22 protein-coding genes are annotated in these 24,027 nt (G+C 72.2%); 16 read left to right on the top strand and 6 right to left on the bottom strand.

The window, feature by feature from the left end; genetic code table 11:
* Positions 1–244: 244 nt before the first annotated feature.
* A complete protein-coding gene (locus tag ACFXAZ_RS31135; RefSeq protein ID WP_384597964.1) occupies positions 245–748 on the bottom strand; it encodes a PH domain-containing protein in 504 nt (167 codons plus the stop codon).
* A 58-nt stretch (positions 749–806) separates the two neighbouring features.
* On the opposite strand from ACFXAZ_RS31135, the gene ACFXAZ_RS31130 reads away from it, so the two are divergent.
* The gene (locus tag ACFXAZ_RS31130) at positions 807–1,958 is read left to right on the top strand and encodes an NADH-quinone oxidoreductase subunit D (protein ID WP_384597962.1); all 1,152 of its coding nucleotides are present in this window, start codon (positions 807–809) and stop codon (positions 1,956–1,958) included.
* A 245-nt stretch (positions 1,959–2,203) separates the two neighbouring features.
* On the opposite strand, the gene ACFXAZ_RS31125 is transcribed toward ACFXAZ_RS31130, so the two are convergent.
* The gene (locus tag ACFXAZ_RS31125) at positions 2,204–3,313 is read right to left on the bottom strand and encodes an SAM-dependent methyltransferase (protein WP_384597988.1); all 1,110 of its coding nucleotides are present in this window, start codon (positions 3,311–3,313) and stop codon (positions 2,204–2,206) included.
* A gap of 175 nt (positions 3,314–3,488) precedes the next feature.
* On the opposite strand from ACFXAZ_RS31125, the gene ACFXAZ_RS31120 reads away from it, so the two are divergent.
* The 3 genes from ACFXAZ_RS31120 to ACFXAZ_RS31110 all read left to right on the top strand — a co-directional run bounded on the left by ACFXAZ_RS31120 (position 3,489) and on the right by ACFXAZ_RS31110 (position 6,646).
* Complete coding sequence (locus ACFXAZ_RS31120) at positions 3,489–4,691, top strand: sensor histidine kinase (RefSeq protein WP_384597960.1); 1,203 nt, start codon at positions 3,489–3,491, stop codon at positions 4,689–4,691.
* A 112-nt stretch (positions 4,692–4,803) separates the two neighbouring features.
* Positions 4,804–5,475, top strand: coding sequence for a response regulator (locus ACFXAZ_RS31115; RefSeq protein WP_384597958.1), 672 nt, complete (start codon positions 4,804–4,806; stop codon positions 5,473–5,475).
* Positions 5,476–6,013: 538 nt separating this feature from the next.
* Complete coding sequence (locus tag ACFXAZ_RS31110; RefSeq protein WP_384597956.1) at positions 6,014–6,646, top strand: AAA family ATPase; 633 nt, start codon at positions 6,014–6,016, stop codon at positions 6,644–6,646.
* A gap of 161 nt (positions 6,647–6,807) precedes the next feature.
* Here the strand turns inward: ACFXAZ_RS31110 and ACFXAZ_RS31105 are convergent, their stop codons facing one another.
* Positions 6,808–7,911 carry a DUF5937 family protein gene (locus ACFXAZ_RS31105; RefSeq protein ID WP_384597954.1) on the bottom strand — a complete coding sequence of 368 codons (1,104 nt, stop codon included), beginning with the start codon at positions 7,909–7,911 and terminating at the stop codon, positions 6,808–6,810.
* A gap of 313 nt (positions 7,912–8,224) precedes the next feature.
* On the opposite strand from ACFXAZ_RS31105, the gene ACFXAZ_RS31100 reads away from it, so the two are divergent.
* A complete protein-coding gene (locus tag ACFXAZ_RS31100; RefSeq protein WP_384597952.1) occupies positions 8,225–8,458 on the top strand; it encodes a hypothetical protein in 234 nt (77 codons plus the stop codon).
* Positions 8,459–8,495: 37 nt separating this feature from the next.
* Here ACFXAZ_RS31100 and ACFXAZ_RS31095 read toward each other — a convergent pair whose 3' ends face one another.
* Positions 8,496–9,806 (bottom strand): threonine aldolase family protein, encoded by a 1,311-nt coding sequence (locus tag ACFXAZ_RS31095; protein ID WP_384597950.1) that lies wholly within the window; start codon positions 9,804–9,806, stop codon positions 8,496–8,498.
* Between the two features lie 171 nt (positions 9,807–9,977).
* Here ACFXAZ_RS31095 and ACFXAZ_RS31090 point away from each other — a divergent pair, with 171 nt between their 5' ends.
* The 10 genes from ACFXAZ_RS31090 to ACFXAZ_RS31045 all read left to right on the top strand — a co-directional run bounded on the left by ACFXAZ_RS31090 (position 9,978) and on the right by ACFXAZ_RS31045 (position 18,624).
* Positions 9,978–10,943: a Rossmann-like and DUF2520 domain-containing protein gene (locus ACFXAZ_RS31090; RefSeq protein WP_384597948.1), complete on the top strand. Its 966-nt coding sequence runs from the start codon at positions 9,978–9,980 to the stop codon at positions 10,941–10,943.
* Complete coding sequence (panC, locus tag ACFXAZ_RS31085; protein WP_384597946.1) at positions 10,940–11,932, top strand: pantoate--beta-alanine ligase; 993 nt, start codon at positions 10,940–10,942, stop codon at positions 11,930–11,932. Before ACFXAZ_RS31090 ends, panC begins: the two co-directional genes overlap by 4 nt.
* On the top strand, positions 11,929–13,674 hold the full coding sequence (locus ACFXAZ_RS31080) for an L-aspartate oxidase (RefSeq protein WP_384597944.1): 1,746 nt from the start codon (positions 11,929–11,931) through the stop codon (positions 13,672–13,674). The genes panC and ACFXAZ_RS31080 overlap by 4 nt, the downstream gene beginning before the upstream one ends.
* A 5-nt stretch (positions 13,675–13,679) precedes the next feature.
* Positions 13,680–14,651: a carboxylating nicotinate-nucleotide diphosphorylase gene (nadC, locus tag ACFXAZ_RS31075; protein WP_384597942.1), complete on the top strand. Its 972-nt coding sequence runs from the start codon at positions 13,680–13,682 to the stop codon at positions 14,649–14,651.
* Positions 14,652–14,665: 14 nt separating this feature from the next.
* On the top strand, positions 14,666–15,463 hold the full coding sequence (locus ACFXAZ_RS31070; protein WP_384597940.1) for a type III pantothenate kinase: 798 nt from the start codon (positions 14,666–14,668) through the stop codon (positions 15,461–15,463).
* A gap of 532 nt (positions 15,464–15,995) precedes the next feature.
* Positions 15,996–16,673, top strand: coding sequence for a hypothetical protein (locus tag ACFXAZ_RS31065; protein ID WP_384597986.1), 678 nt, complete (start codon positions 15,996–15,998; stop codon positions 16,671–16,673).
* Positions 16,674–16,720: 47 nt separating this feature from the next.
* Positions 16,721–16,903, top strand: coding sequence for a hypothetical protein (locus ACFXAZ_RS31060; RefSeq protein ID WP_384597938.1), 183 nt, complete (start codon positions 16,721–16,723; stop codon positions 16,901–16,903).
* Between the two features lie 159 nt (positions 16,904–17,062).
* On the top strand, positions 17,063–17,512 hold the full coding sequence (locus ACFXAZ_RS31055; protein ID WP_384597984.1) for a BlaI/MecI/CopY family transcriptional regulator: 450 nt from the start codon (positions 17,063–17,065) through the stop codon (positions 17,510–17,512).
* Positions 17,513–17,521: 9 nt separating this feature from the next.
* Complete coding sequence (locus tag ACFXAZ_RS31050; protein WP_384597936.1) at positions 17,522–18,064, top strand: amino-acid N-acetyltransferase; 543 nt, start codon at positions 17,522–17,524, stop codon at positions 18,062–18,064.
* A gap of 224 nt (positions 18,065–18,288) precedes the next feature.
* Positions 18,289–18,624 (top strand): Lsr2 family protein, encoded by a 336-nt coding sequence (locus ACFXAZ_RS31045; RefSeq protein WP_384597934.1) that lies wholly within the window; start codon positions 18,289–18,291, stop codon positions 18,622–18,624.
* Here the strand turns inward: ACFXAZ_RS31045 and ACFXAZ_RS31040 are convergent.
* Positions 18,603–19,322 (bottom strand): hypothetical protein, encoded by a 720-nt coding sequence (locus ACFXAZ_RS31040; protein WP_384597982.1) that lies wholly within the window; start codon positions 19,320–19,322, stop codon positions 18,603–18,605. The genes ACFXAZ_RS31045 and ACFXAZ_RS31040 overlap by 22 nt on opposite strands.
* 821 nt (positions 19,323–20,143) lie before the next feature.
* Here ACFXAZ_RS31040 and ACFXAZ_RS31035 point away from each other — a divergent pair.
* Positions 20,144–22,669 (top strand): ATP-dependent Clp protease ATP-binding subunit, encoded by a 2,526-nt coding sequence (locus tag ACFXAZ_RS31035; RefSeq protein ID WP_384597932.1) that lies wholly within the window; start codon positions 20,144–20,146, stop codon positions 22,667–22,669.
* Positions 22,670–23,462: 793 nt separating this feature from the next.
* Here the strand turns inward: ACFXAZ_RS31035 and ACFXAZ_RS31030 are convergent.
* Positions 23,463–24,026, bottom strand: coding sequence for an HAD family acid phosphatase (locus tag ACFXAZ_RS31030; protein ID WP_384597930.1), 564 nt, complete (start codon positions 24,024–24,026; stop codon positions 23,463–23,465).
* Between the last annotated feature and the right edge of the window lies 1 nt (position 24,027).

The following is a 24,027-nucleotide window of genomic DNA, read 5'->3' as shown; positions in this document are numbered from 1 at the left end:
GTGGCGCCGCCTGAGGCTGCTGCGGCCTCGTGTTTCGCGTTGGCCGGGGCTGGGTCGTCGTTGCGCATTGGGCCGCCCGGGGGCGTCTCGGCCTTGCCCGTGACGCCACCTGAGGCTGTCGTGGTCTCGCCCATGGCGCCGCCTGACGCTGTCGCGGCCTCGCGTGTTGCGCCGCCCGGGGCCGTCTCCGCCCCGCCGGGGCCCCTCTCCGCCCCGCGCGAGCCGTCGGCCGTCCCCGGCGTCGTCACAGCCCCGCCGATCGGGCCTGGCCCAGTTCGGTGAGCCGGTCGCGCAGGCGTTCCGCCTCGGCCGGGTCGAGGCCGGGAATGGTCGCGTCGGTCGCCGCGGCGGCCGTGTGGAGTTGGACGCTGGCCAGCCCGAAGTGCCGCTCCACGGGCCCGGAGGTGACCTCCACCAGCTGCATCCGCCCGTACGGCACCACCGTCGTCCGGCGCCACAGCACGCCTCGGCTGATCAGCAGGTCGTCCGCGCGCTCGGCGTAGCGCCAGGAGCGCCAGTTGTGCTCCAGCATCACCCAGCCCCACCCGATCACGGCCAGCGGCAGCGCCGCGAAGGCGGCCCACGCGGGGCCCGCCAGCAGCCCCGGCAGCAGCCCGGCGGCCAGGGCCAGCAGACCCAGCCACACCACCAGCAGCAGCCGCCGCATCCGCAGCAGCCCGGACGGCAGCCCGATCCACACCGGCTCGGTCCGTGCCGCTCCCGCGCTCGGCGGGCTCCCCGTCTCCATGCCGTCAGCCTACGTAGGCCAGACTGAGGACATGACTGCCATGACGCCCAGGACTGCCATGACTCCGACGACGGAGACCATGGTCGGGATCGGCGGCGCCGCGGAGAGCACCGACATGGTCCTCAACATCGGACCGCAGCACCCGTCCACCCACGGCGTGCTGCGGCTGAAGCTGGTCCTCGACGGTGAGCGCATCCTCCGCGCGGAGCCCGTGATCGGCTATATGCACCGCGGTGCGGAGAAGCTTTTCGAGGCGCGCGACTACCGCCAGATCATCATGCTGGCCAACCGCCACGACTGGCTGTCGGCGTTCTCCAACGAACTCGGCGTGGTCCTCGCCGTGGAGCGCATGCTCGGCATGGAGGTGCCCGTCCGCGCGGTGTGGACCCGCACACTGCTCGCCGAGCTGAACCGGGTCCTGAACCATCTGATGTTCCTCGGCTCCTACCCCCTGGAACTGGGCGGCATCACGCCGGTCTTCTACGCGTTCCGGGAGCGCGAGGTGCTCCAGAACGTCATGGAGGAGGTCTCCGGCGGCCGGATGCACTACATGTTCAACCGCGTGGGCGGCCTCAAGGAGGATCTTCCCGCCGGATGGGCCTCCCGCGCGCGGGCCGCTGTCTCCGGGGTGCGCTCGCGCATGGACCGCTTCGACGACCTGGTGCTCGGCAACGAGATCTTCCGGGGGCGCACGCGCGGGGTGGGGACGCTCACGCCGCAGGCCGTGCACGCGTACGGCGTCAGCGGGCCCATCGCGCGCGCGTCGGGTGTCGATCTCGACCTGCGGCGCGACGAGCCGTATCTCGCCTATGGGGAGCTTCAGGACGTACTGAAGGTGGTGACCCGCGCGGAGGGCGACTGTCTCGCCCGCTTCGAATGCCTGCTCGACCAGACGCACAACGCCCTCGACCTCGCCGACGCCTGCCTGGACCGGCTCGCGGACCTCCCGCCGGGCCCCATCAACCAGCGCCTGCCGAAGGTACTCAAGGCGCCCGAGGGCCACACCTACGCGTGGACCGAGAACCCGCTCGGCATCAACGGCTACTACCTCGTCAGCAAGGGCGAGAAAACCCCGTACCGGCTCAAGCTGCGCTCCGCGTCGTACAACAACATCCAGGCGCTCACCGAGCTGCTGCCGGGCACGCTGGTGGCGGACATGGTGGCGATCCTGGGGTCGTTGTTCTTCGTGGTGGGGGACATCGACAAGTAGGCGCCGGGTACTGCGGCCGGGAGCGGTGGGCTGTTGCGGGCTGCGGGCTGCGGGCTGCGGGCTGCGGGTTGCGAGCCGTGGGCCGTCGGCTGTCGCGTGTGACCTGTCGGCTGCGGGGCGCGTGTCGCCGCGTGCGCGTCGCTGGGTGTGTGCAGCGCGGGGCGGTCGGCCCGGCCCCTCCCGCCCCGACCCGTTGCGGCCCCGGCCACGCCCGCCCCGACCCGTCGCGGGCCCGCCCCGGCGCCTCAGCCGTCGCGCGCCCCGGGATCGTCGCCCCCAGCCTCCGTGGCCCCCGTCAGCGGGTCCGGGACCCCCACCGGGTGGATCAGCCAGCCGAAGTCGCCGAGGCCGCCCTCGGCGGTCAGCTCGGCCGCCTCCCCGGCGCTCGCCAGGGCCCGTACGTAGCCGGAGGGGTCCGTGGTCGCCAGCGTGAGCGGAGGGCGTGCGCCAGTGATGCCGAGGGCGTGCAAGGCATCGCGCTGCCGGAGCACGCGCCCTGTGCGCCCGGCGTTAGCGGCGCACGCGTCCAGCGCGACGTGCGCCGTCACATCGCAGGAGCCGTCGGGCACGGGCACCGTCTCGCGGCCCGCGCGAAAACCGGTGAGCGTGCCGAACGGGGGGCGCGCGTCGGCGGTGTGCGCGTAGTCCACCGCCACCGCGAGCCCCCGCTCGACGCGGGCCACGGCGTCCGCCCAGGCCGCGTCCCGGGGCAGCCCGATCTCGGCCCGCGAGCCCTCCTCTTCCGCCAGCGGCCACCAGCGCGCCAGCCATTCCGCTTCCGCCCCGCCGACCGGCTCCCCGAGCCGCTCGGTGCCGTCCTCCCGTACGAGCACCAGCCGGGCGACGCCCGCGCGGTCGACCTCGGCGACGTCCACGGGCACGTTGTCCAGCCACTCGTTCGCGAACAGCAGCCCCGTCACCCCGGACGGCGGCTCGGCGCGCCACTCGATCCGGGGATCCAGACCCGCCGGCCGCGCGGCGATCTCCACGCCGTACGCGCGCGTACGGGCGGCCACCTTCCCGGGCAGCGCGTCCAGGACCCCCGCCGCCAGCTCACCCCGGCCCGCGCCCATGTCGACGAAGTCCAGCACCTCCGGACGGCCCAGCGCCGCGTCCACCCGGCACAGCAGCCGGGCCACGGCCTGCGCGAAGAGCGGCGAGGCGTGCACCGACGTACGGAAATGCCCGGCGGGACCCTCGGGGCGGCGGTAGAAGCCGCGAGGGCCGTACAGGGCGTCGTGCGCCGCCGCCCGCCATCCGCGCCCACCGCGCGGGGCGCTCCCGGGCCCGCCGGGCGCCGCGTCCGCTCCGGAGGCCCCGTCCACTGTGGGCGGCGCCCCATACGCCCTGTTCATCCCGTCCGCCGTACCGGCCCCGTCCGCCGTGTTCGGCCCCGCAGTGTCGTCCGTCACCTCGCCAGGCTAGGCGTAGCGGAAGGTGTGGCCTCCACCTTGGGGAGTAGGCGGAGCGCGTACGGATCGACCCTCCGGTTGACCCGGGCACACATCACGCTTCCCTACGCTGGGTTACGTGCAGCGCCTCTACGACTTCATCCGCAGACACCCGACCTGGGTCGACGGCTTCTGGGCCATCGTCCTGTTCGGGATCACTGTGGTGAGCTCGGTCGCCGGGCAGGTCAACGAGGGGACCGACGCGCCCTGGCTGATCATCCCCGTCGCCCTGCTGCTCAGCCTGGTCGTCGTGCTGCGCCGACGGCTGCCGGAGCAGATGCTGATCCTCGGCGCGGCCATCGGCGTGGCCCAGCTCACGCTGAACGTGTCGACGTCGATCGCCGACTTCGCCCTCCTTGTGATCGTCTACACGGTGGCGGCGAACGGCGCCCGCTGGGCGTCCCGCTTCGCGCTGGTCGGCGGCCTGTGCGCGGCGCCCGTCGCGCAGGTGCGCTGGCCGATGGACGAGACGAGCGCGGCGGGCAATGTGGCGGTGGCCGTGCTCCAGACGGTGCCGTTCGCGCTGGCCTGGGTGCTCGGCGACTCGCTGCGCACCCGCCGCGCCTACTTCGCCCAGCTGGAGGAGCGCGCCGCGCGGCTGGAGAAGGAGCGCGAGGCCCAGGCCAAGGTCGCGGTCGCCGCCGAGCGCGCCCGCATCGCCCGTGAGCTGCACGACGTGGTCGCGCACAACGTGTCGGTGATGGTCGTGCAGGCCGACGGCGCCGCCTACGTCCTCGACGCCGCGCCCGACCAGGCCAAGAAGGCCCTGGAGACGATCTCGTCCACCGGCCGCCAGGCCCTCGCCGAGATGCGCCGGCTGCTCGGCGTGCTGCGCACCGGCGAGCACCAGGAGGGCGGCGAGTACGTGCCGCAGCCCGACGTCCAGCAGATCGAGGACCTGGTCGAGCAGTGCCGCACGGCGGGACTGCCCATCGACTTCAAGATCGAGGGGACGCCCCGCCCGCTGCCCAGCGGCGTCGAGCTGACCGCGTACCGGATCGTCCAGGAGGCGCTCACCAACACGCGCAAGCACGGCGGGCCCAACACGGGCGCGAGCGTCCGCCTGGTCTACTTCGACGACGGCCTCGGCCTGCTCGTCGAGGACGACGGCAAGGGCGCCCCGCACGAGCTGTACGAGGAGGGCGGCGCCGACGGCCAGGGTCACGGCCTGATCGGCATGCGCGAGCGGATCGGCATGGTCGGCGGCACCCTCGACGCGGGCCCCCGCCCCGGCGGAGGATTCCGCATCAGCGCCCTGCTCCCGCTCAAACCCGCGCATTGACGCCGACGCACGCCCCCTGTTGACACCTGTAAGAACCCGCCGGACCCGCCATCTCGCACAAAACACGCCCACCTGCCCCGCCCTCACCGGCCGAAGGAAACGGAAGAGCCCGATGTCGATCCGTGTGATGCTCGTCGACGACCAGGTGCTGCTGCGCACCGGATTCCGGATGGTGCTCGCCGCGCAGCCCGACATGGAGGTCGTCGCGGAGGCGGGCGACGGGGTCGAGGCGCTCCAGGTGCTCAGTGCCACCACCGTGGACGTGGTGCTGATGGACGTCCGGATGCCGAAGCTGGACGGCGTGGAGGCGACCCGCCGGATCTGCTCCGACCCCCATCCGCCCAAGGTGCTCATCCTGACCACCTTCGACCTCGACGAGTACGCCTTCTCCGGGCTGAAGGCGGGCGCCTCCGGCTTCATGCTCAAGGACGTGCCGCCCGGCGAGCTGCTGACCGCGATCCGCTCCGTGCACAGCGGGGACGCCGTGGTGGCCCCGTCGACCACCCGCCGGCTCCTCGACCGGTTCGCGCCGATGCTGCCCAGCACCGGCAAGCAGCCCGAGCACAAGGAGCTGGACCGGCTCACCGGCCGCGAGCGCGAGGTGATGGTGCTCGTCGCGCAGGGCCTGTCCAACGGGGAGATCGCCGCGCGCCTGGTGCTGTCCGAGGCGACCGTGAAGACCCACGTGGGCCGCATCCTCACCAAGCTGGGGCTGCGCGACCGGGTGCAGGTGGTGGTCCTGGCGTACGAGACGGGGCTGGTGCGGGCCGGGGGGCAGGGGTGACCTCGGGGTCGGCCGCGGGTCCGACCGGCTGACCACGGGTGTGGACGCGCGCCGACTACTGGTGTCGTCGTGCCGTCCACGGGTGTGGATGCGCGTCGGCCACAGGTGTCGTCGCGCCGCCTGCGGGTATGGACGCGCGTCGGCTACAGGGTGTCGTCCCGCTGCCTACGTACGAGTGGTCCAGCCCTGCTTACGGGTGTGGTCGCGCCGCCTACCGGTGTGGTCCGGCGCCGACCACGGGTGGGCCGCAGGCATGACCGCGACCACCACCATGGCCGCCGGCCATGGGACGGACCGACCACGGCCATGGGACCGGACCGACCAGGGCCATGGGACGGACCGACCACGGCCGTGCCCACCGAACCGACCCTGCCCATGCCCACGGATCGGTTCCGCCCTCGTGCCCACGGACCGACCCCGCCCGTGGACGCGGTTGCCCGCCCTCTCTCGTGGCCGCCGTCGGCCGACGGCGGGCCGGGTACGGGGACAATCGGCTGACCGGCGGACCGCCGCCCGCAGGCGCCGGTAGGGTCTGCGCATGCTCCTGTGGATCAACGGCCCCTTCGGGGGCGGCAAGACACAGACCGCACACGAGATACGGCGCCGGCTGCCCGGCAGCGTGATCTGCGACCCCGAGTTCCCCGGCTTCGGCCTGCACCGCATGCTTCCGCCCGATCTGCGCGGCGACTTCCAGGACCTCGCCGCCTGGCGGCAGGGCGTCGTCGAGGTGCTCGACCTCACCCTCGCCAAGCACGACGGCGTGGTGATCGCGCCCATGACGATCACCGACTCCGGCTACTTCGCCGAGACCGTCGGACGGCTGCGCGACCTCGGCCACGACGTCCGGCACTTCACACTGCTCGCCCGGCGCGAGACCGTGGTGAAGCGGCTGCGTGAACGCGGAGTCGGGCAGCTGCTCCAGCTCGTCGCCGGGAAGAAGACCGTGCCGGGCCGGGAGAGCTGGGCGATACAGCAGGTCGACCGCTGTCTGGAACGGCTGGCCGAGCCCGAGTTCGCCGAGCACCTGTGGACGGACGACACGACCGTCCCGAGGACCGCGGACCGCATCGCCGTCCTGGCGGGCCTGAAGCTGCGCCCCAACAACGAGGGCGCCCTGCGGACCAGGCTCCGGCAGGTCGGCGTCGGCGTGAAGCACATCCGGCTGGACTGAGGAGCGGGAAGGGACGCAACCCGTACGGGGTCGGCGACCCCCGGTGCTGTACGCCCCCCCCCGTGTCGTACGGAGTCCGTGCCCACGGGCCCGGCGCCGCGCCGACGGACGTACGCGCACGTGCGGGCGTCGTGCTTCCGCGCGGTGGGGTACGCGGTGGGCTATCTGAGCACCCCCTCCAGGAAGTCGCTCCCCAGACGGGCCACCACCGTCACGTCCAGCTGGTGCAGCACATAGCGTCCGCGTCGGCGGGTGGTGACCAGGCCCGCCTTCTTCAGCACGCTCAGATGGCGGGATATCTCCGGGGCCGTCACGCCGTGGGCCTGGGCCAGCTCGGTCGTCGTGTACGCGCTGCGGGCCAGATGGCGGCAGATGCGCATGCGGACGGGGTGGGACAGCGCCGTCATCCGCAGCGCCAGCTGCTCGACCGAGGGCGGTCGGACCGGCTCCGGGGCGCTGACGGGGTAGTGCAGCAGGGGCTGCCAGCCGTGGCGGTGCAGCACGTTCAGATGAGGGCGGCCCAGGCTGGTCGGGACCAGGAGCAGCCGGCCGCCGGAGGCGACACCGCGGCCCTCGATCAGCTTGTCCACGACGATCCGGCCGCCCTCTTCGTCGAGCCGCACGGCCGGGGAGACCGCCGCCAGCGCCTCGGCCAGCCCTTTGCGGCGCAGCAGCTCCGTCTTGTGCCGGGCGTCGGACGCGAGCTGGGGGCGCAGCTTGGCCCAGGTGTCGGCGAAGAACGCCTCCTCGCAGTCCTCCAGGAACCGCCGCAGCCAGGCCCGGACGCTGGGCGGGTCGTCGAGCAGCCGCTGGGTGAACCGCAGCTGCCGCTGCCCGCGCGAGGCGGCCACCTCCAGGGCACGCGCGTGTCCCGTGCGGCTGTGCAGATAGTTGGGCGGCCGGAAGTCGTACTTGAAGGTGCAGGTGAATTCCAGGGCCGCGTCCACGAACTGGTCGTCCGGCAGCTTGTCCAGAAGATCGAGATCCTCCGCGAGCGTGGCACCCGGCAGGACATCGCCCGGGAGAGCGGCGAACGGCATGAACACATCGGAGTACGTCGAGCGCCACAGGAAGTCGGCCTCGCACATCCGGTCGGCCACGAACGGGTCCAGCCCCGCCGTCACGCCCGTGGTCCAGCCGCGCAGACCCGGGTGGTGCTCCGGCTCCCCTAGCGCGTGCAGCGCCATGCACAGCTCGGCCAAGGGGGAGGGAACGACGGCGACCCCCTCCGGCCGCAGCCCCGCGATGTCGATGTGCACGCTCATGACCCCATGGTGCACCGGCCCACTGACAACCCGGCCGACCAGCACTTCTCGATTGACGACGCTCGTCAATCGGGGCGACACCGGGGAGAGTCCGGGAGCAGCCTGGAAGGCCCTTCGGCACCTCCGGGTCCCGGGGACCCGGGGACACCCAAGGGTCCTACGGGGCCTGCGGAGCCCCGGGAGACCCAGGGGTCCGCGGCGCCCCGAGGGACCCGTCCGTCGACGGAGACGGATCGCCCCCCGACCCCCGACGTCCGCACCCGCACCCGCACCCGCACCCGCACCGGACGTACGTCACCAGAGGCGCACCACCATGAGCAGCACACAGCGGTACCTCCTCGACACCTACCGCGCGGCCCGGCTGGGCGACCCCGCGCCCCCGGCCCCGGGCACGCACGACACGCGTGTCCTGCGCGAACTGCGCACCTACCGCCGTTTCCGTGCCGTCCTGGCGGGCCGCCCCGCCCACGGCCGCCTGCGCCGGGCCGCCGCCGCCATCACGGGGGCCACCCGGCGCCGCCACACCCAGGCGCGCTCCACGTGCTGACCCCCGGGCCGGAGCGATCGGCCAAGTCGCCTCCGCCCTAGCCGCCCTTCCCGTCCTTCCCGGCCCTCTCGGCCCTCCCACCCCTCTCGGCCTCCTCTCTGAGCACCGCCACGAACCCCGCGACCGCCGTGCGCACGTCCGCCGGTGTCCACTCCAGCCCCTCCGCGCAGACGTCGATCTCCGTGACGGCGAGGCCGGGGCCGGCCGGGTCCCAGGAGCGGGCGAACAGCAGGGTGCGGCTCTCCTCGGCGTGGCGGACGGCGGCCTCGGCGGCGATCTCGACGTCGTACGGCAGCCAGAGCTGGAACTCGTTGGTGTGCGGCACCTCGGGGTGGACGCGGGCCCAGGGCAGCCCGGCCGCGGCGAGGCCCTCGCGCAGGGCGGCGGCGACCACGCGCGCGTGCCGCACGTACTCCGGCAGCCGGGGCAGCTCCCGTTCCAGCCCGGCCAGCGCCGACAGCACGGTCGGGAACTGGTGGAAGACCAGGCCGCCGTACCGGTGCCGCCAGGTCTTCGCCTGTTCCACCAGGGTCGCGGGACCGGCCAGCGCGGCGCCGCCGAAGCCGTTGAGGGATTTGTAGAACGACACGTAGACGCTGTCCGCGAGGCCCGCGATCTCCGGCAGGGAGCGGCCGAAATGCTCGGTCGTCTCCCACAGGCGTGCGCCGTCGAAGTGCACCACCGCCTCGCGCTCCCGCGCCGCCGCGACGATCTCCGTCAGCTCCTCGAAGGTGGGCAGCACGAAACCGGCGTCCCTCAGGGGCAGCTCCAGCATCAGCGCCCCGAAGGGCTCCTCGAAGTCCCGTACCTCGGCGGCGGTCGGCAACCGGGACTCCCGCGTCAGCCGGACCGGACGCAACCCGCTGACCTCGCTGAACGCGTTGCGCTCATGCACCTCGGGATGGGCCAGCGCGTGCAGGGCGACCGTCGGGTCACCGGTGCGGCCCGCCCAGCAGCGCAGGGCGACCTGCTGGGCCATCGTGCCGGTCGGGAAGAACGCGGCGGCCTCCATGCCGAGCAGCCCGGCGACCTTCTCCTCCAGGGCGGCGACGATCCCGTTGCCGTACATGTCGACGGGCTGGCCCAGGTCGTACAGCTCCTCGGCGTCGTCCAGGACCGCCAGGCGGTCCCTGACCGAGCTGAACAGGGTGGAGCGGCCGAGTATCCGCCGCGCCCCCCGGTATGCCTTCCTGCGCCGCTCGAAGCGGCGCAGGCGCTGTTCCTCGGCCGACCCCGCCTCCGGTGCGCCGGGCTGCTCCGCGCCCCGCGCGCGTGCGTCGGGATCCACGGTGTCCTGCGCCGTGTCCGGTCCGCGTACGTCCACCTGCTGCTCAGCCCCATCGCTCATGCCCGGGATCATCCCCCGCCCCGCTTCGCACAGGCATCCGCTTTTGCGGGGGCCCCCGGGCCGGGTACCCACAGGCTGTGGACAACCGGACGCCCCTGGAACCGATCGCGTTAACATGACGAGAAATCGTCCGGTACCCAGAGCGGACTGGAACGGGAAGGCCGCGGTCGCGTGAGTACAGTTCACCAGCCAGATCCCAGGGACCGCCCCGCGCGGCTCACCGTGGGCGTCGTCGGCGCCGGTCGGGTGGGCCCCGCGCTCGCCCGGTCCCTGCAACTCGCCGGGCACCGCCCGGTCGCCGTCTCCGGCGTCTCCGACGCCTCCCGGCGGCGCGCCGCGCAGTTGCTGCCCGACGTGCCCCTGGTACCGCCCGCCGAGGTGCTCCGCCACGCCGACCTGGTGCTGCTGACCGTCCCGGACGACGCCCTGCCCGGCCTGGTGTCCGGCCTCGCCGAGACCGGCGCCGTACGCCCCGGGCAGCTGCTCGTGCACACCTCCGGCCGGTACGGCGCCCGGGTCCTGGACCCCGCCCTGCGCGCGGGCGCGCTGCCGCTGGCCCTGCACCCGGCGATGACGTTCACGGGCACGGAGGTGGACGTGCAGCGCCTGGCCGGCTGCTCCTTCGGCGTCACCGCGCCCGACGCGCTGCGGATGGCCGCCGAAGCCCTCGTCATCGAGATGGGCGGCGAACCGGAGTGGATCACCGAGGACGACCGCCCGCTCTACCACGCGGCCCTCGCCCTGGGCGCCAACCACCTCGTCACGCTGGTCGCGCAGTCCATGGAGCTGCTGCGCGGGGCCGGGGTCGCCGCGCCCGACCGGATGCTCGGCCCGCTGCTCGGCGCCGCCCTCGACAACGCCCTGCGCTCCGGCGACGCGGCCCTGACCGGTCCGGTCGCGCGCGGGGACGCGGGCACCGTCGCCGCGCACATCGACGAGCTGCGCCGGCACTCCCCGGCGATGGTCGCCGGCTATCTCGCGATGGCCCGCGCCACCGCCGACCGGGCACTCGCCCAGGGGCTGCTCAAGCCGGAACTCGCCGAGGACCTCCTCGGGGTGCTCGCCGAAGGGACCCCCGGCACCGAAGGGACCCCCGGCACCGAGGGAACCCCCGGCACCGAAGGAGACGCCCGATGACCACCACCCTCCTGCGTACCGCCGCCGAACTGCACGCACGCGCGCGGGCCCCACGCCGGGCCGTCGTGATGACCATGGGCGCCCTGCACGAGGGCCACGCCACCCTGATCCGCTCCGCGCGGGAGACCGCCGGGCCGGACGGCGAGGTGGTCGTGACCCTCTTCGTCAATCCGCTCCAGTTCGGCGCGGGCGAGGATCTCGACCGCTATCCGCGCACCTTGGAGGCCGACCTCAAGGTCGCCGAGCAGGCGGGCGCCGATGTCGTCCTCGCCCCCTCCGTCGACGAGGTCTACCCCGGCGGCGCGCCCCAGGTGCGGATCAGCGCGGGCCCCATGGGGGAGCGCCTGGAAGGGGCCGTGCGCCCCGGGCACTTCGACGGCATGCTCACCGTCGTCGCCAAGCTGCTCCACCTGACCCGCCCCGACGCGGCCCTGTTCGGCCAGAAGGACGCCCAGCAGCTCGCCCTCATCCGCCGCATGGTGCGGGACCTGAACTTCGGCGTCGAGATCCTCGCCGTGCCGACCGTCCGCGAGGAGGACGGGCTCGCCCTGTCCAGCCGCAACCGCTATCTGTCGCCCAAGGAGCGCCGTACGGCGCTGGCGCTGTCCGGCGCGCTGTTCGCGGGCGGCGACCGGCACGCGGCGCAGGAGGCGCTGCGCGCACGGGCGCGTGAAGTGCCCGCCACCCACGCGCGGGCCGAGGCGCTCAGCGCGCTGGGCGAGTCCCGCGCGGCGGCCGACACGCACGCCGTCGCCAAGGCGGTCCCCGGCGGCCCGGACGCCGTCCGCGCGGCGGCCCGGCTGGTCGTGGACGAGGCCGCCCGCCTCGACCCACCCCTCGAACTGGACTACCTGGCGCTGATCGACCCGGCCGACTTCACCGAGATCGGGAACGACTTCACGGGCGAGGCGGTGCTCGCCGTCGCCGCGCGGGTCGGCGCGACCCGGTTGATCGACAATCTGCCCCTGACCTTCGGAGCCGCCTCGTGACCAGCACAGGCACCAGCACGGACACCAGCACCGGCATACGGCTGCACGCCCCCGCCCCCGGCTGGTCCATCGACGCGGACGTCGTGGTCGTCGGCTCCGGCGTGGCCGGTCTGACCGCCGCGCTGCGCTGCGAGGCCGAGGGCCTGCGGACCGTCGTCGTCACCAAGGCCCGCCTGGACGACGGCTCCACGCGCTGGGCGCAGGGCGGCATCGCCGCGGCCCTCGGCGACGGCGACACGCCCGAGCAGCACCTGGCCGACACACTGGTGGCCGGCGCGGGCCTGTGCGACGAGGACGCCGTACGGATCCTGGTCACCGAGGGCCCCGACGCCGTACGGCGGCTGATCGCGACCGGCGCCCACTTCGACGAGTCGCCCGAGGGCCGCCTGGAACTCACCCGCGAGGGCGGCCACCACCGCCGCCGCATCGCCCACGCGGGCGGGGACGCGACCGGCGCGGAGATCTCCCGCGCGCTCGTGGAGGCGGCACACGCGCGAGGCGTGCGCACCATCGAGAACGCGCTCGTCCTGGACCTGCTGACGGACGCCGACGGCCGCACGGCGGGCGTGACCCTGCACGTCATGGGCGAGGGCCAGCACGACGGCGTGGGCGCCGTCCTCGCCCCCGCCGTGGTCCTCGCCACCGGCGGCATGGGCCAGGTCTTCTCGGCGACCACCAACCCGTCCGTCTCCACCGGCGACGGCGTGGCCCTCGCGCTGCGCGCGGGCGCCGAGGTCAGCGACCTGGAGTTCGTCCAGTTCCACCCGACCGTGCTGTTCCTCGGCCCGGACGCCGAGGGCCAGCAGCCGCTGGTCTCCGAGGCGGTACGGGGCGAGGGCGCGCACCTGGTCGACGCCGACGGCGTGCGCTTCATGACCGGCCAGCACGAACTGGCCGAGCTGGCACCCCGGGACATCGTCGCCAAGGCCATCATGCGGCGCATGCAGGAGCAGGACGCCGAGCACATGTTCCTGGACGCCCGGCACTTCGGCGCCGCCATGTGGGAGCACCGCTTCCCGACGATCCTGGCCGCCTGCCGCACGCACGGCATCGATCCGGTCCACCAGCCCATCCCGATCGCCCCGGCCGCCCACTACGCCTCCGGCGGCGTGCGCACCGACGCGCAGGGCCGCACGACCGTCCCCGGGCTGTACGCGTGCGGCGAGGTCGCCTGCACCGGCGTGCACGGCGCGAACCGGCTCGCGTCGAACTCGCTCCTGGAGGGCCTCGTCTACGCCGAGCGCATCGCCGCCGACATCGCGGTCTGCCGCGCGACGAACGGCCTGCACGCGCGCGTGCCGCAGCCACTGCCGCACCCCGAGGTCCCCGAGCACCCCCTGCTCGCCCCCGAGGCCCGTTTCGCCATCCAGCGGATCATGACCGACGGCGCGGGCGTGCTGCGCTCCGCCGCCTCCCTGGAGCGCGCCGCCGACCAGCTCCAGCGACTGCACCGGGACGCGCGCGATTCGCTCACCGAGAACGGCAAGACCGCCGAGCCCGGCGTCGACACCTGGGAGGCCACCAACCTCCTGTGCGTGGCCCGCGTCCTGGTCGCCGCCGCGCGCCTGCGCGAGGAGACCCGCGGCTGCCACTGGCGCGAGGACCACGCCGAGCGCGACGACACCGCGTGGCGCCGTCACATCGTCGTACGGCTGAATCCGGACCGCACGCTCGCGGTGCGCACCACCGATACCGCAGACTTCCCCCCGACCCGGCAGCAACGCCCATCCCAGGAGCAGTGAGCGCAGTGAGCACCCCCGACCTTCCCCTCGCCCAAGGAGGCGGCTGCGGCGACGGCTGCGCCTGCGGCGCCGACGAGGAATACCCCGAGTGCGGCCTGGATCCCGCGCTCGCCGAACTGCTGGCCGCCGCCGGACTCGATCCCCTGGAGGTCGAGGACATCGCCAATGTGGCCGTCCAGGAGGACCTGGCGGGCGGTGTGGACGTCACGACCGTCGCGACCATCCCCGAGGACGCCGTCGCCACCGCCGACTTCGTCGCGCGCGAGGCGGGCGTCGTGGCGGGCCTGCGGGTCGCCGAGGCGGTGATCTCGGTGGTCTGCACGGACGAGTTCGAGGTCGAACGCCACGTCGAGGACGGCGACCGGATCGAGGCCGGGCAGAAGCTGCTGTCGGTCACCACCCGCACCCGCGACCTGCTGACCGCCGAGCGCAGCGCGCTCAACCTGCTGTGCCGCATGTCCGGCATCGCGACCGCCACGCGCGCGTGGGCGGACATCCTGGAGACCACCGGGGCGAAGGTCCGCGACACGCGCAAGACCACACCGGGGCTGCGCGCCCTGGAGAAGTTCGCGGTGCGCTGCGGCGGGGGCGTCAACCACCGCATGTCGCTGTCCGACGCGGCGCTCGTCAAGGACAACCACGTGGTCGCCGCGGGCGGCGTGGCGCAGGCGTTCAAGGCCGTGCGCGAGGCGTTCCCCGACGTGCCGATCGAGGTCGAGGTCGACACGCTGCACCAGCTGCGCGAGGTCGTGGACTCCGGCGCGGACCTGATCCTGCTGGACAACTTCACGCCCGGCGAGTGCGAGGAGGCGGTCGCCATCGTCGACGGCCGCGCGGCGCTGGAGGCGTCGGGCCGGCTCACCCTGGGCAACGCCAAGGCGTACGCCGACACGGGCGTCGACTACCTCGCCGTGGGGGCGCTGACGCACTCCTCGCCGATCCTGGACATCGGCCTCGACCTGCGCGCGGCGGAGTAGGGAGCGGGACGGCCATGCTGCTGACGATCGACGTAGGCAACACGCACACGGTGCTCGGCCTGTTCGACGGCGAGGACATCGTCGAGCACTGGCGCATCTCCACGGACGCCCGCCGCACCGCGGACGAGCTGGCGGTGCTGCTCCAGGGCCTCATGGGCATGCACCCGCTGCTCGGCGACGAGCTGGGCGACGGCATCGACGGCATCGCCATCTGCGCGACCGTGCCGTCCGTGCTGCACGAACTGCGCGAGGTGACCCGCCGGTACTACGGCGACGTACCGGCCGTCCTCGTCGAACCCGGCGTCAAGACGGGCGTGCCGATCCTCACCGACAACCCCAAGGAGGTCGGCGCGGACCGGATCATCAACTCGGTCGCCGCGGTCGAGCTGTACGGGGGGCCGGCGATCGTCGTGGACTTCGGTACGGCGACGACGTTCGACGCGGTCAGCGCGCGCGGGGAGTATGTCGGCGGGGTCATCGCGCCCGGCATCGAGATCTCCGTCGAGGCGCTCGGCGTCCGCGGCGCCCAGCTCCGCAAGATCGAGGTGGCCCGGCCGCGCAGTGTGATCGGCAAGAACACGGTCGAGGCCATGCAGTCCGGCATCGTCTTCGGCTTCGCGGGCCAGGTCGACGGCGTGGTCAACCGCATGGCCCGCGAACTCGCCGACGACCCCGAGGACGTCACCGTGATCGCGACGGGCGGGCTGGCACCGATGGTCCTGGGCGAGTCCTCGGTGATCGACGAACACGAGCCGTGGCTGACGCTCATCGGGCTGCGATTGGTCTACGAACGGAATGTGTCGCGTATGTGACACGCCTTTGAGCCATCCGGGGCGCGCCCCTGTGCGGGCGTTCTCCCTTCGGCGTGCGCGCGACCTGAGCCTCCGCCGTGCGAGCCGGCCTGAGGCTTCGGCGTGGGAGCCGCCCTGACGCGGCCGGCGCGGGGGCGGCGGCTGCGCCAGGGGCACGGCGGCGGGACGGCCCCGCGCGCGGCTGCCCACCAGGCCCGCCGGACGCGGGGCGGGATGGTGCAGCCGGTGGGGCACTTCCGTCGGATCGAGTGGCGGCGCGGACGTCGACGGCGGGTCGAGGTCGCCGCTCACCGAAGGGCGTCGGGGACCCCGGAGACCCCCATTGGCGGAACGCCCGCCGGAGATTCCCCGGAGTCCCCCGAAGAGCACCCAAGCCCCCCGAAAAGCCGCCCCGCAGGGCCCGCACGCCGGAAATCCGGCCCCTACCCCCACCCGTGTATCTCCCCACGCCACACCCAACTCCCTATGCGAAATTTGTCTGATTAGTGCGTATCTTTGGGATATGCCCACGCCTTACGGATCCCGTGGCGGCATGGCGTTCGGCGGGGAGGAGCTGCGTGTGATTCGGCGCGCTCTCGCTCTCGCCCTGGAACCCGGCCGCGCCTCGGACGAGGACGTTCAGGACTGTCTCCGGCTGGCCGAGTCGCTCGACGAGGCGACGCGCGAGGCCGCGCGGCTGCGGGCCTTCCTGGTGGCGGACCTCGCGCGCTACCGGGCCGCGCTGCCCGGCACCGCCGCCGGCTATCTGACGCTCCTGGAGGAGGTCCTGGCCGCCGGATACCGCCCCGTCGCCGACGACCTCGCCGCCCTGCGCGCCCTGCGCGGCAGCCCGCCCGCCGCCGCCCTCCTCGACCGCTGCCGGCTGCTCGCGGAACGGGACGTACGCGCCCGTCTCGCGCGGCGTACGGCGCTGCGGACCGGGCGGCCCGACCTCCCGGCCGTCCCGGTCTCCCGGATCCGCCTGACGGCTCTTCCCGGCGGTCTGGCGGACCAGGGCGGGCGGCTCGCCGAACCCGGCGGGAAGCCCGCGGACAAGCAGCCCGCCGAGAAGCCGGACAGGCAGCCCGAGCGAAAGCCCGGGAAGCGTCCCGAGCGGCCCGCCTCGCCGCAGCCCGCGCGGCGGCCCATCCCCACCCCCGGTGAGGTCTTCCCGCGCCGCAAGCCCCCGCAGCCGCCCGCCAGGCCGTCCCAGCGGCTCGCGGTCGGCTGACGGCACCCCGTCCCGGGCGTCCGGCGGCCCGCGTCTACCCTTGCGCCATGGACTATGTCTCCGCGCTTCTGCCCCCGGTCGTGATGGCCGTCTTCTTCATCGGTGTGATCCGCGTGATCGTGAAGACCCAGGGCGGAACCCAGAAGACCAAGGAGGACGCGGCCGTCGACGCCGCCCTCGCGCGCGCGGAGGGCGTCCAGCAGTCCTCCACCGCCAAGACCGACGCCTGACGGCTGCCCAATCGCCGCCCGAGCGGCGCACGACAGCCGCTTCGTGCCCCTTTTGCCCCTATTTTCAGTAAAGGTGCACGTCCAGCACGTCATTGCCGAGATCTCCCACTATTGTGCTGAGTTGTGCCTCGCCCATTGGGAGAACTCGAAGACGCGGTCATGACGCGGGTGTGGAAGTGGAACCGCCCGGTCACCGTTCGAGAAGTCCTGGAAGACCTTCAGCAGGAACGGTCCATCGCCTACACCACGGTGATGACCGTTTTGGACAATCTCCATCAGAAGGGCTGGGTCCGCCGTGAGGCGGAAGGCCGGGCCTATCGATATGAGGCGGTCTCCACCAGGGCCGCCTACGCCGCCGCCCTGATGAACGACGCTTGGGCGCAGAGCGACAACCCGGCGGCGGCTCTCGTCGCGTTCTTCGGCATGATGAGCGAGGAACAGCGCAGAGCACTCGCGGACGCCGTACGCATGGTCCAGGGGCCGGAAACACCCCAAGAACCGGAAGCCGACCAAGCCGCGACGGAGAACCCGGGCGAGAACCCCGACGAGAAGCACGCCGAGAACCCGGCCGAGAACCCCGGCGCGGCACCTCGGGACGGCGGGCGATAGCGTCCGTTCATGTCCGCACAGAGCGCAGAGAGCTCCGAAGTCACCGCTAAAGCCATCACCGTCCGACGGGCCCGGACCAGCGATGTACCCGTGGTGCGCGCACTCCTTGACGCGTACGCCCGCGAGCGCATCCTGCTCGACAAAGCGACGGTCACGCTTTACGAGGACATCCAGGAGTTCTGGGTCGCGGAACGCGACGACAACGCCGAGGTGGTCGGCTGCGGCGCTCTGCACGTGATGTGGGAAGACCTCGCGGAAGTCCGCACTCTCGCCGTGAAGCCGGGCCTCAAGGGCAGCGGCGTCGGTCATCAAGTGCTGGAGAAGTTGCTGCACACCGCGCGCTGGCTGGGCGTTCGCCGGGTTTTCTGTCTCACCTTCGAAGTCGACTTCTTCGGCAGACACGGCTTCGTGGAGATCGGTGAGACACCGGTCGACACCGATGTCTACGCGGAGCTGTTGCGTTCTTACGACGAGGGCGTCGCCGAGTTCCTCGGTCTCGAACGAGTGAAACCGAACACCTTGGGCAACAGCCGGATGCTGCTGCATCTGTGATCGTCACGGCATATTCCGCCCGACCCCCTTGCCCAGGTTCCCTATGTCCGAAACGCGCACGTTTCCGAGTGGTCTCAGCCCTGTGAGTCTCTCCCGGGGGTTTGTGTTTTTCCAGCAAAAGCGGTTTGCTTTCCGACGTACTGCGTAGTGCATATAACAAGGGAGCGGTGAAACGGCGGACGCCGCACACCCCGGCCCTCACGTTATCGATGAAAGGAAATCCGGTGGCACAGAAGGTTCAGGTCCTTCTTGTCGACGACCTCGACGGCGGCGAGGCGGACGAGACGGTGACGTTCGCTCTGGACGGCAAGACCTACGAGATCGATCTCACGACCACCAATGCGGACAAGCTGCGTGGCCTTCTTGATCCGTATGTGAAGGGCGGTCGGCGTACTGGTGGCCGTGGATCGGGCGGACGTGGAAAGGCGCGCGTCGCCACCGGCGGCAGCCAGGACACCGCGGCGATCCGCGCCTGGGCGAAGGAGAACGGCTACGAGGTCAATGACCGTGGCCGCGTTCCCGCGACCATTCGCGAGGCTTACGAGAAGGCCAACGCCTGAGCGCACGAGCGCCGCAATCGGATGCGGTGGCAGTGAGTGGCCACCGTGTCCACGAGTCGTACGAGATCGGGGGCGCCCCCAACGCCCCCCATGGCCGACAGCGTCGGCAGCGAGGCCTCGACCTCGCACCCCGGCTCGGGGGGCCGCAACCACACGGCGGCCCCCTGCAAGGAACATCCCGCACACCCCGTACGCCCCGCACACCCCGTACGCCCTGTGCACCCCGTACGTCCTGCGCATCGCGCACACCCCATACGTCTCGCACATCCCGCGCGGAGCGGCCCAGGATCCCCGGCCATGACCGACGGGCCCCGCAGGGGCCGTCCGCCGATGCCCGGCACCGCTTCGGACCGCGGCCCCGGAACGGCCCCGCTGAGCGCCCCCGGCGCAGCCCACGGCTCCCGCACAACCCGCAGCCCCGGGTCCGGGTCCGGGTCCGGCAGTATCGCCCCCGACCGCGACTCCGCCGCGACACCCGCGCCCGGTCCTGCTCCCGCGAGGGAATCCGGCCCACCCCCCGCCCGATCCCCCCTCACCGGCTCCACCGCCCCCGGGCGATCCGGCCGCAGCGGCGCCGTCATCAGCTCGCCGCCCCCGATCGCCACCAGGTCCAGGCCCGCGGCCAGCGCCCCCCACTCAAGCCACTCCAACAGCCCCGGAAGCTCCTCGGCGGCCCCCGCGGCCACCAGGAGCAGCATCCGCTCCCCGCGCTCCTCCCGCCCGCTCACCCGGCCTCCGCAGCCCTCCCCGCCCGCGCCGGCGCCGCACTCCCCGCCCTTTTCGCCTCCCGCGCGCGTCACGCCCTCCAGGGCCACCGGGGAGCCCGGCGCCAGGTGGCGCAGGGCGGCGTGGCCCGCCTCGGCCGGGACGTCCAGGACGTCGAAGCGGATGCCGGCGCGCAGCCGGAGCGGATCGCCGGGCACTGTCGGCCAGCCCAGTTCGTTCTCGTAGTACCGCTGGATGTCCGGGATGTCCCGGACATTCGCGGCGAGCGGCCCGCGAGGGCCGGGGACCGTGCCGTACGGGGAAGGGGCGCCAGCCATGCCCAGCGCAACCGGCCGGGAAAGGGTGGGGTTACGTTGGGTGTGCGTTTGATTGCACAGCGTGCTGGAAATGGGGGCGTGTGGGGGTGCGGGGTGGCGCAAGGTTGTTCGCCCGTAGCGGAGGGAACCAAGGCGCGCGGCATGGAGTGTCAGTGCCGACGGGTAAGACATGCCTAGTGGGAGGGGGCGACACGCAGGAAAGGCTGTCTCGCGTTCGCCATCGGCGTACTGATGACGTGGGTAACTGCCTGGCCTGCGGGAACATCGTCTCGCACCATCGGGTTGGAGCAGTTGTCGGCGTTCGGGGTCAGGAGGCAGCAAATTCGTCTCCGCAAGAGCGGAGGGGAACCGGGCGGAGGTGATCCGGACGGTGTCGGCAGTTGGAATGAGCGGTCCCCGCTTGCGGGACTAAGCTGCGGAAGGACAGAGAGGGGAGCGTCCCCTTACTGCCTGACCGCTCTGAGGAGCGATTAACGATGTTCGAGAGGTTCACCGACCGCGCGCGGCGGGTTGTCGTCCTGGCTCAGGAAGAAGCCCGGATGCTCAACCACAACTACATCGGCACCGAGCACATCCTCCTGGGCCTGATCCATGAGGGTGAGGGTGTCGCCGCAAAGGCCCTGGAGAGCCTCGGCATTTCGCTTGAGGCGGTCCGTCAGCAGGTGGAGGAGATCATCGGTCAGGGCCAGCAGGCCCCGTCCGGGCACATCCCCTTCACCCCCCGTGCCAAGAAGGTCCTGGAGCTGTCGCTCCGCGAGGCCCTTCAGCTGGGCCACAACTACATCGGCACGGAGCACATCCTGCTCGGCCTGATCCGTGAGGGCGAGGGCGTCGCCGCCCAGGTCCTGGTCAAGCTGGGCGCAGACCTCAACCGGGTGCGGCAGCAGGTGATCCAGCTGCTCTCCGGCTACCAGGGCAAGGAGACCGCCACCGCCGGCGGCCCTGCGGAGGGTACCCCCTCGACGTCCCTGGTCCTCGACCAGTTCGGCCGCAACCTCACCCAGGCGGCCCGCGAATCCAAGCTCGACCCGGTCATCGGGCGCGAGAAGGAGATCGAGCGGGTCATGCAGGTGCTGTCCCGCCGTACGAAGAACAACCCGGTCCTGATCGGTGAGCCCGGCGTCGGCAAGACCGCCGTCGTCGAGGGCCTCGCTCAGGCCATCGTCAAGGGCGAGGTGCCCGAGACGCTCAAGGACAAGCACCTCTACACCCTGGACCTCGGCGCCCTGGTCGCCGGCTCCCGCTACCGAGGTGACTTCGAGGAGCGCCTGAAGAAGGTGCTCAAGGAGATCCGCACGCGCGGCGACATCATCCTCTTCATCGACGAGCTGCACACGCTGGTCGGTGCGGGTGCCGCCGAGGGCGCCATCGACGCGGCGAGCATCCTGAAGCCGATGCTGGCCCGCGGTGAACTCCAGACCATCGGTGCGACCACCCTGGACGAGTACCGCAAGCACCTGGAGAAGGACGCGGCCCTGGAGCGCCGCTTCCAGCCCATCCAGGTCGCCGAGCCGTCCCTGTCGCACACCATCGAGATCCTCAAGGGCCTGCGCGACCGCTACGAGGCCCACCACCGCGTCTCCATCACGGACGAGGCGCTGGTCCAGGCCGCCACCCTGGCCGACCGGTACATCTCGGACCGCTTCCTGCCGGACAAGGCGATCGACCTGATCGACGAGGCCGGATCCCGGATGCGTATCCGCCGGATGACCGCGCCGCCGGACCTGCGCGAGTTCGACGAGAAGATCGCCGGCGTCCGCCGCGACAAGGAGTCCGCGATCGACTCGCAGGACTTCGAGAAGGCCGCCTCCCTGCGCGACAAGGAGAAGCAGCTCCTTGCCGCCAAGGCCAAGCGCGAGAAGGAGTGGAAGGCCGGCGACATGGACGTCGTGGCCGAGGTCGACGGCGAGCTGATCGCCGAGGTCCTCTCCACGGCCACCGGCATCCCGGTCTTCGAGCTGACCGAGGAGGAGTCCAGCCGCCTGCTCCGCATGGAGGAGGAGCTGCACAAGCGGGTCATCGGCCAGGTCGACGCGGTCAAGGCCCTGTCGAAGGCGATCCGGCGCACGCGCGCGGGTCTGAAGGACCCCAAGCGCCCCGGTGGATCGTTCATCTTCGCCGGTCCGTCCGGTGTCGGTAAGACCGAGCTGTCCAAGGCGCTCGCCGAGTTCCTCTTCGGCGACGAGGACGCGCTGATCTCCCTCGACATGTCGGAGTTCAGCGAGAAGCACACGGTCTCCCGGCTCTTCGGCTCGCCCCCCGGCTACGTGGGCTACGAAGAGGGCGGCCAGCTCACCGAGAAGGTCCGCCGCAAGCCGTTCTCCGTCGTGCTGTTCGACGAGGTCGAGAAGGCCCACCCGGACATCTTCAACTCGCTGCTCCAGATCCTGGAGGACGGTCGGCTGACCGACTCCCAGGGCCGGGTCGTGGACTTCAAGAACACGGTCATCATCATGACGACCAACCTCGGCACGCGGGACATCTCCAAGGGCTTCAACCTGGGCTTCGCCGCCGCGGGTGACACGAAGACCAACTACGAGCGCATGAAGAACAAGGTCCAGGACGAGCTGAAGCAGCACTTCCGGCCCGAGTTCCTCAACCGCGTCGATGACGTGGTGGTCTTCCCGCAGCTCACCAAGTCCGACATCCTCCAGATCGTCGACCTGATGATCGGCAAGGTGGACGAGCGCCTGAAGGACCGGGACATGGGCATCGAGCTGTCCCAGTCCGCCAAGGAGCTGCTGTCGCAGAAGGGCTACGACCCCGTGATGGGCGCCCGGCCGCTGCGCCGGACCATCCAGCGCGAGATCGAGGACTCCCTGTCGGAGAAGATCCTCTTCGGCGAGCTGCGCCCCGGCCACATCGTGGTCGTGGACACGGAGGGCGAGGGCGAGAACAAGACCTTCACCTTCCGCGGCGAGGAGAAGTCCGCCCTCCCCGACGTCCCGCCCATCGAGCAGGCGGCCGGCGGAGCGGGGCCGAATCTGAGCAAGGAGGCGTGACGATCACGCCGTGAGGGAAGGGCCGGTGCCGCGGGTCGGGCACCGGCCCTTTCCTCTGTCACACGGGGGTACGGCTCGGACAGTGGAGACAGACCGGCGCCGGGCTGGATGCGCGTCACCGGCAAGGAGCCGGGCGTCCAGTGGCCACCGGCCGAATTGCTCAGGCCGATGCCGTGGATGGCGAGTTTGCCGGGCCTATTCCCTGCGTAGGAAAGGTAGTTCCGTTCGAATGGGGCGTCCTCGGTCTCGGCTGCCGGGGCCCGGGTCCGCAGCACATCGAATTGTGCGATGACTTTGACTTGTGGGCAGGTCTGTTCGGCAAGGGCACTCGCCGCAAAGGCGGAGCGCCGATGACGTATTCGAGAATCTGACGGCAGGCCCATTCCTCACGGAGCCCAGGAAGCGACTCGCCTCCCGAGGCGACCGGCGAGTGAGGGGATTGTTCACGGGGCTGTACCTGGCCAGCGCGGGGGTTGTCCGCCGGATGCGCGCTGGGCCGAACACCCGATGGGCGCTGGGCCGTCCACCGAGCCTGCCTCTACGCCGAGCCCGTCCACCGGGTCGGCCCACCCGCCCTCCCCCGAGAACCCCCATGGGCGCGAAAAGCCCCCGTACCAGCGCGACGACCCCACCGGAGGGCAGTCCGCCGACCCACGCGCCCGGTCCCGTCCGCCCACCCCGCGAGACGGTTCCCCCGCGCGACGCGGTCAGCCCGCGATCACCTGAACGGGCCGGTGAGCAAAGGGAGTTGCCCCGGCCGGGGCCCGGACGCGGTGGGCCCGGCCGGACCGGTTCAGGACAGCTGGCCGTCGTAGTCCGGCAGCTTGTACGTCCTCTCCGCATGTCCGCCGGACAGGTCGGTCGCGCTGTTGCCGATGTTGGCGATGATCGTGTAGCCGTTCGACTCGATCTCGGCGCGCTGGGCGGTCTTGTACGCGGCGACGTCCTTGAAGAGGTCGAAGAAGCCGCGCACGTACAGACCGGAGACCTCGTACCCCGCGTGGTCGAGGTTGTACTCGGTCGGCAGCGAGATGATCCCGGGACGGGCGGTCACGAAGAACAGGTCGACGCCGTGCTCCTGGGCGTACCGCGCGACCTCCAGCACCGGCTCGTTGGCGGGCTGCGGGTAGCTGAAGCCGAAGTCGGTCTCCAGGCTGGTGTTGTCGATGTCCAGGACCAGCGCCTGCTTCTCGCCGGGCCCGGCCTGCGCGATCCGCTCCTTGAGGTACGGCAGTGCCTGGTCCATCACGGCCCGGCAGTCCTTCTGCCAGGTCGCGTGGTCGACGGCCGCCACTGCGGCGGCCGGGCTGACGTTTTCGCTGGTCACAGGGCCGGTGGTCGCCGTACCGGTGGTCACG

This window comes from Streptomyces sp. NPDC059477, assembly GCF_042749375.1.
In the GTDB taxonomy this organism is placed as follows: domain Bacteria; phylum Actinomycetota; class Actinomycetes; order Streptomycetales; family Streptomycetaceae; genus Streptomyces.
Note: the sequence above shows the minus strand (reverse complement) of the source record. Positions and strands in the feature narration are given on the sequence as shown.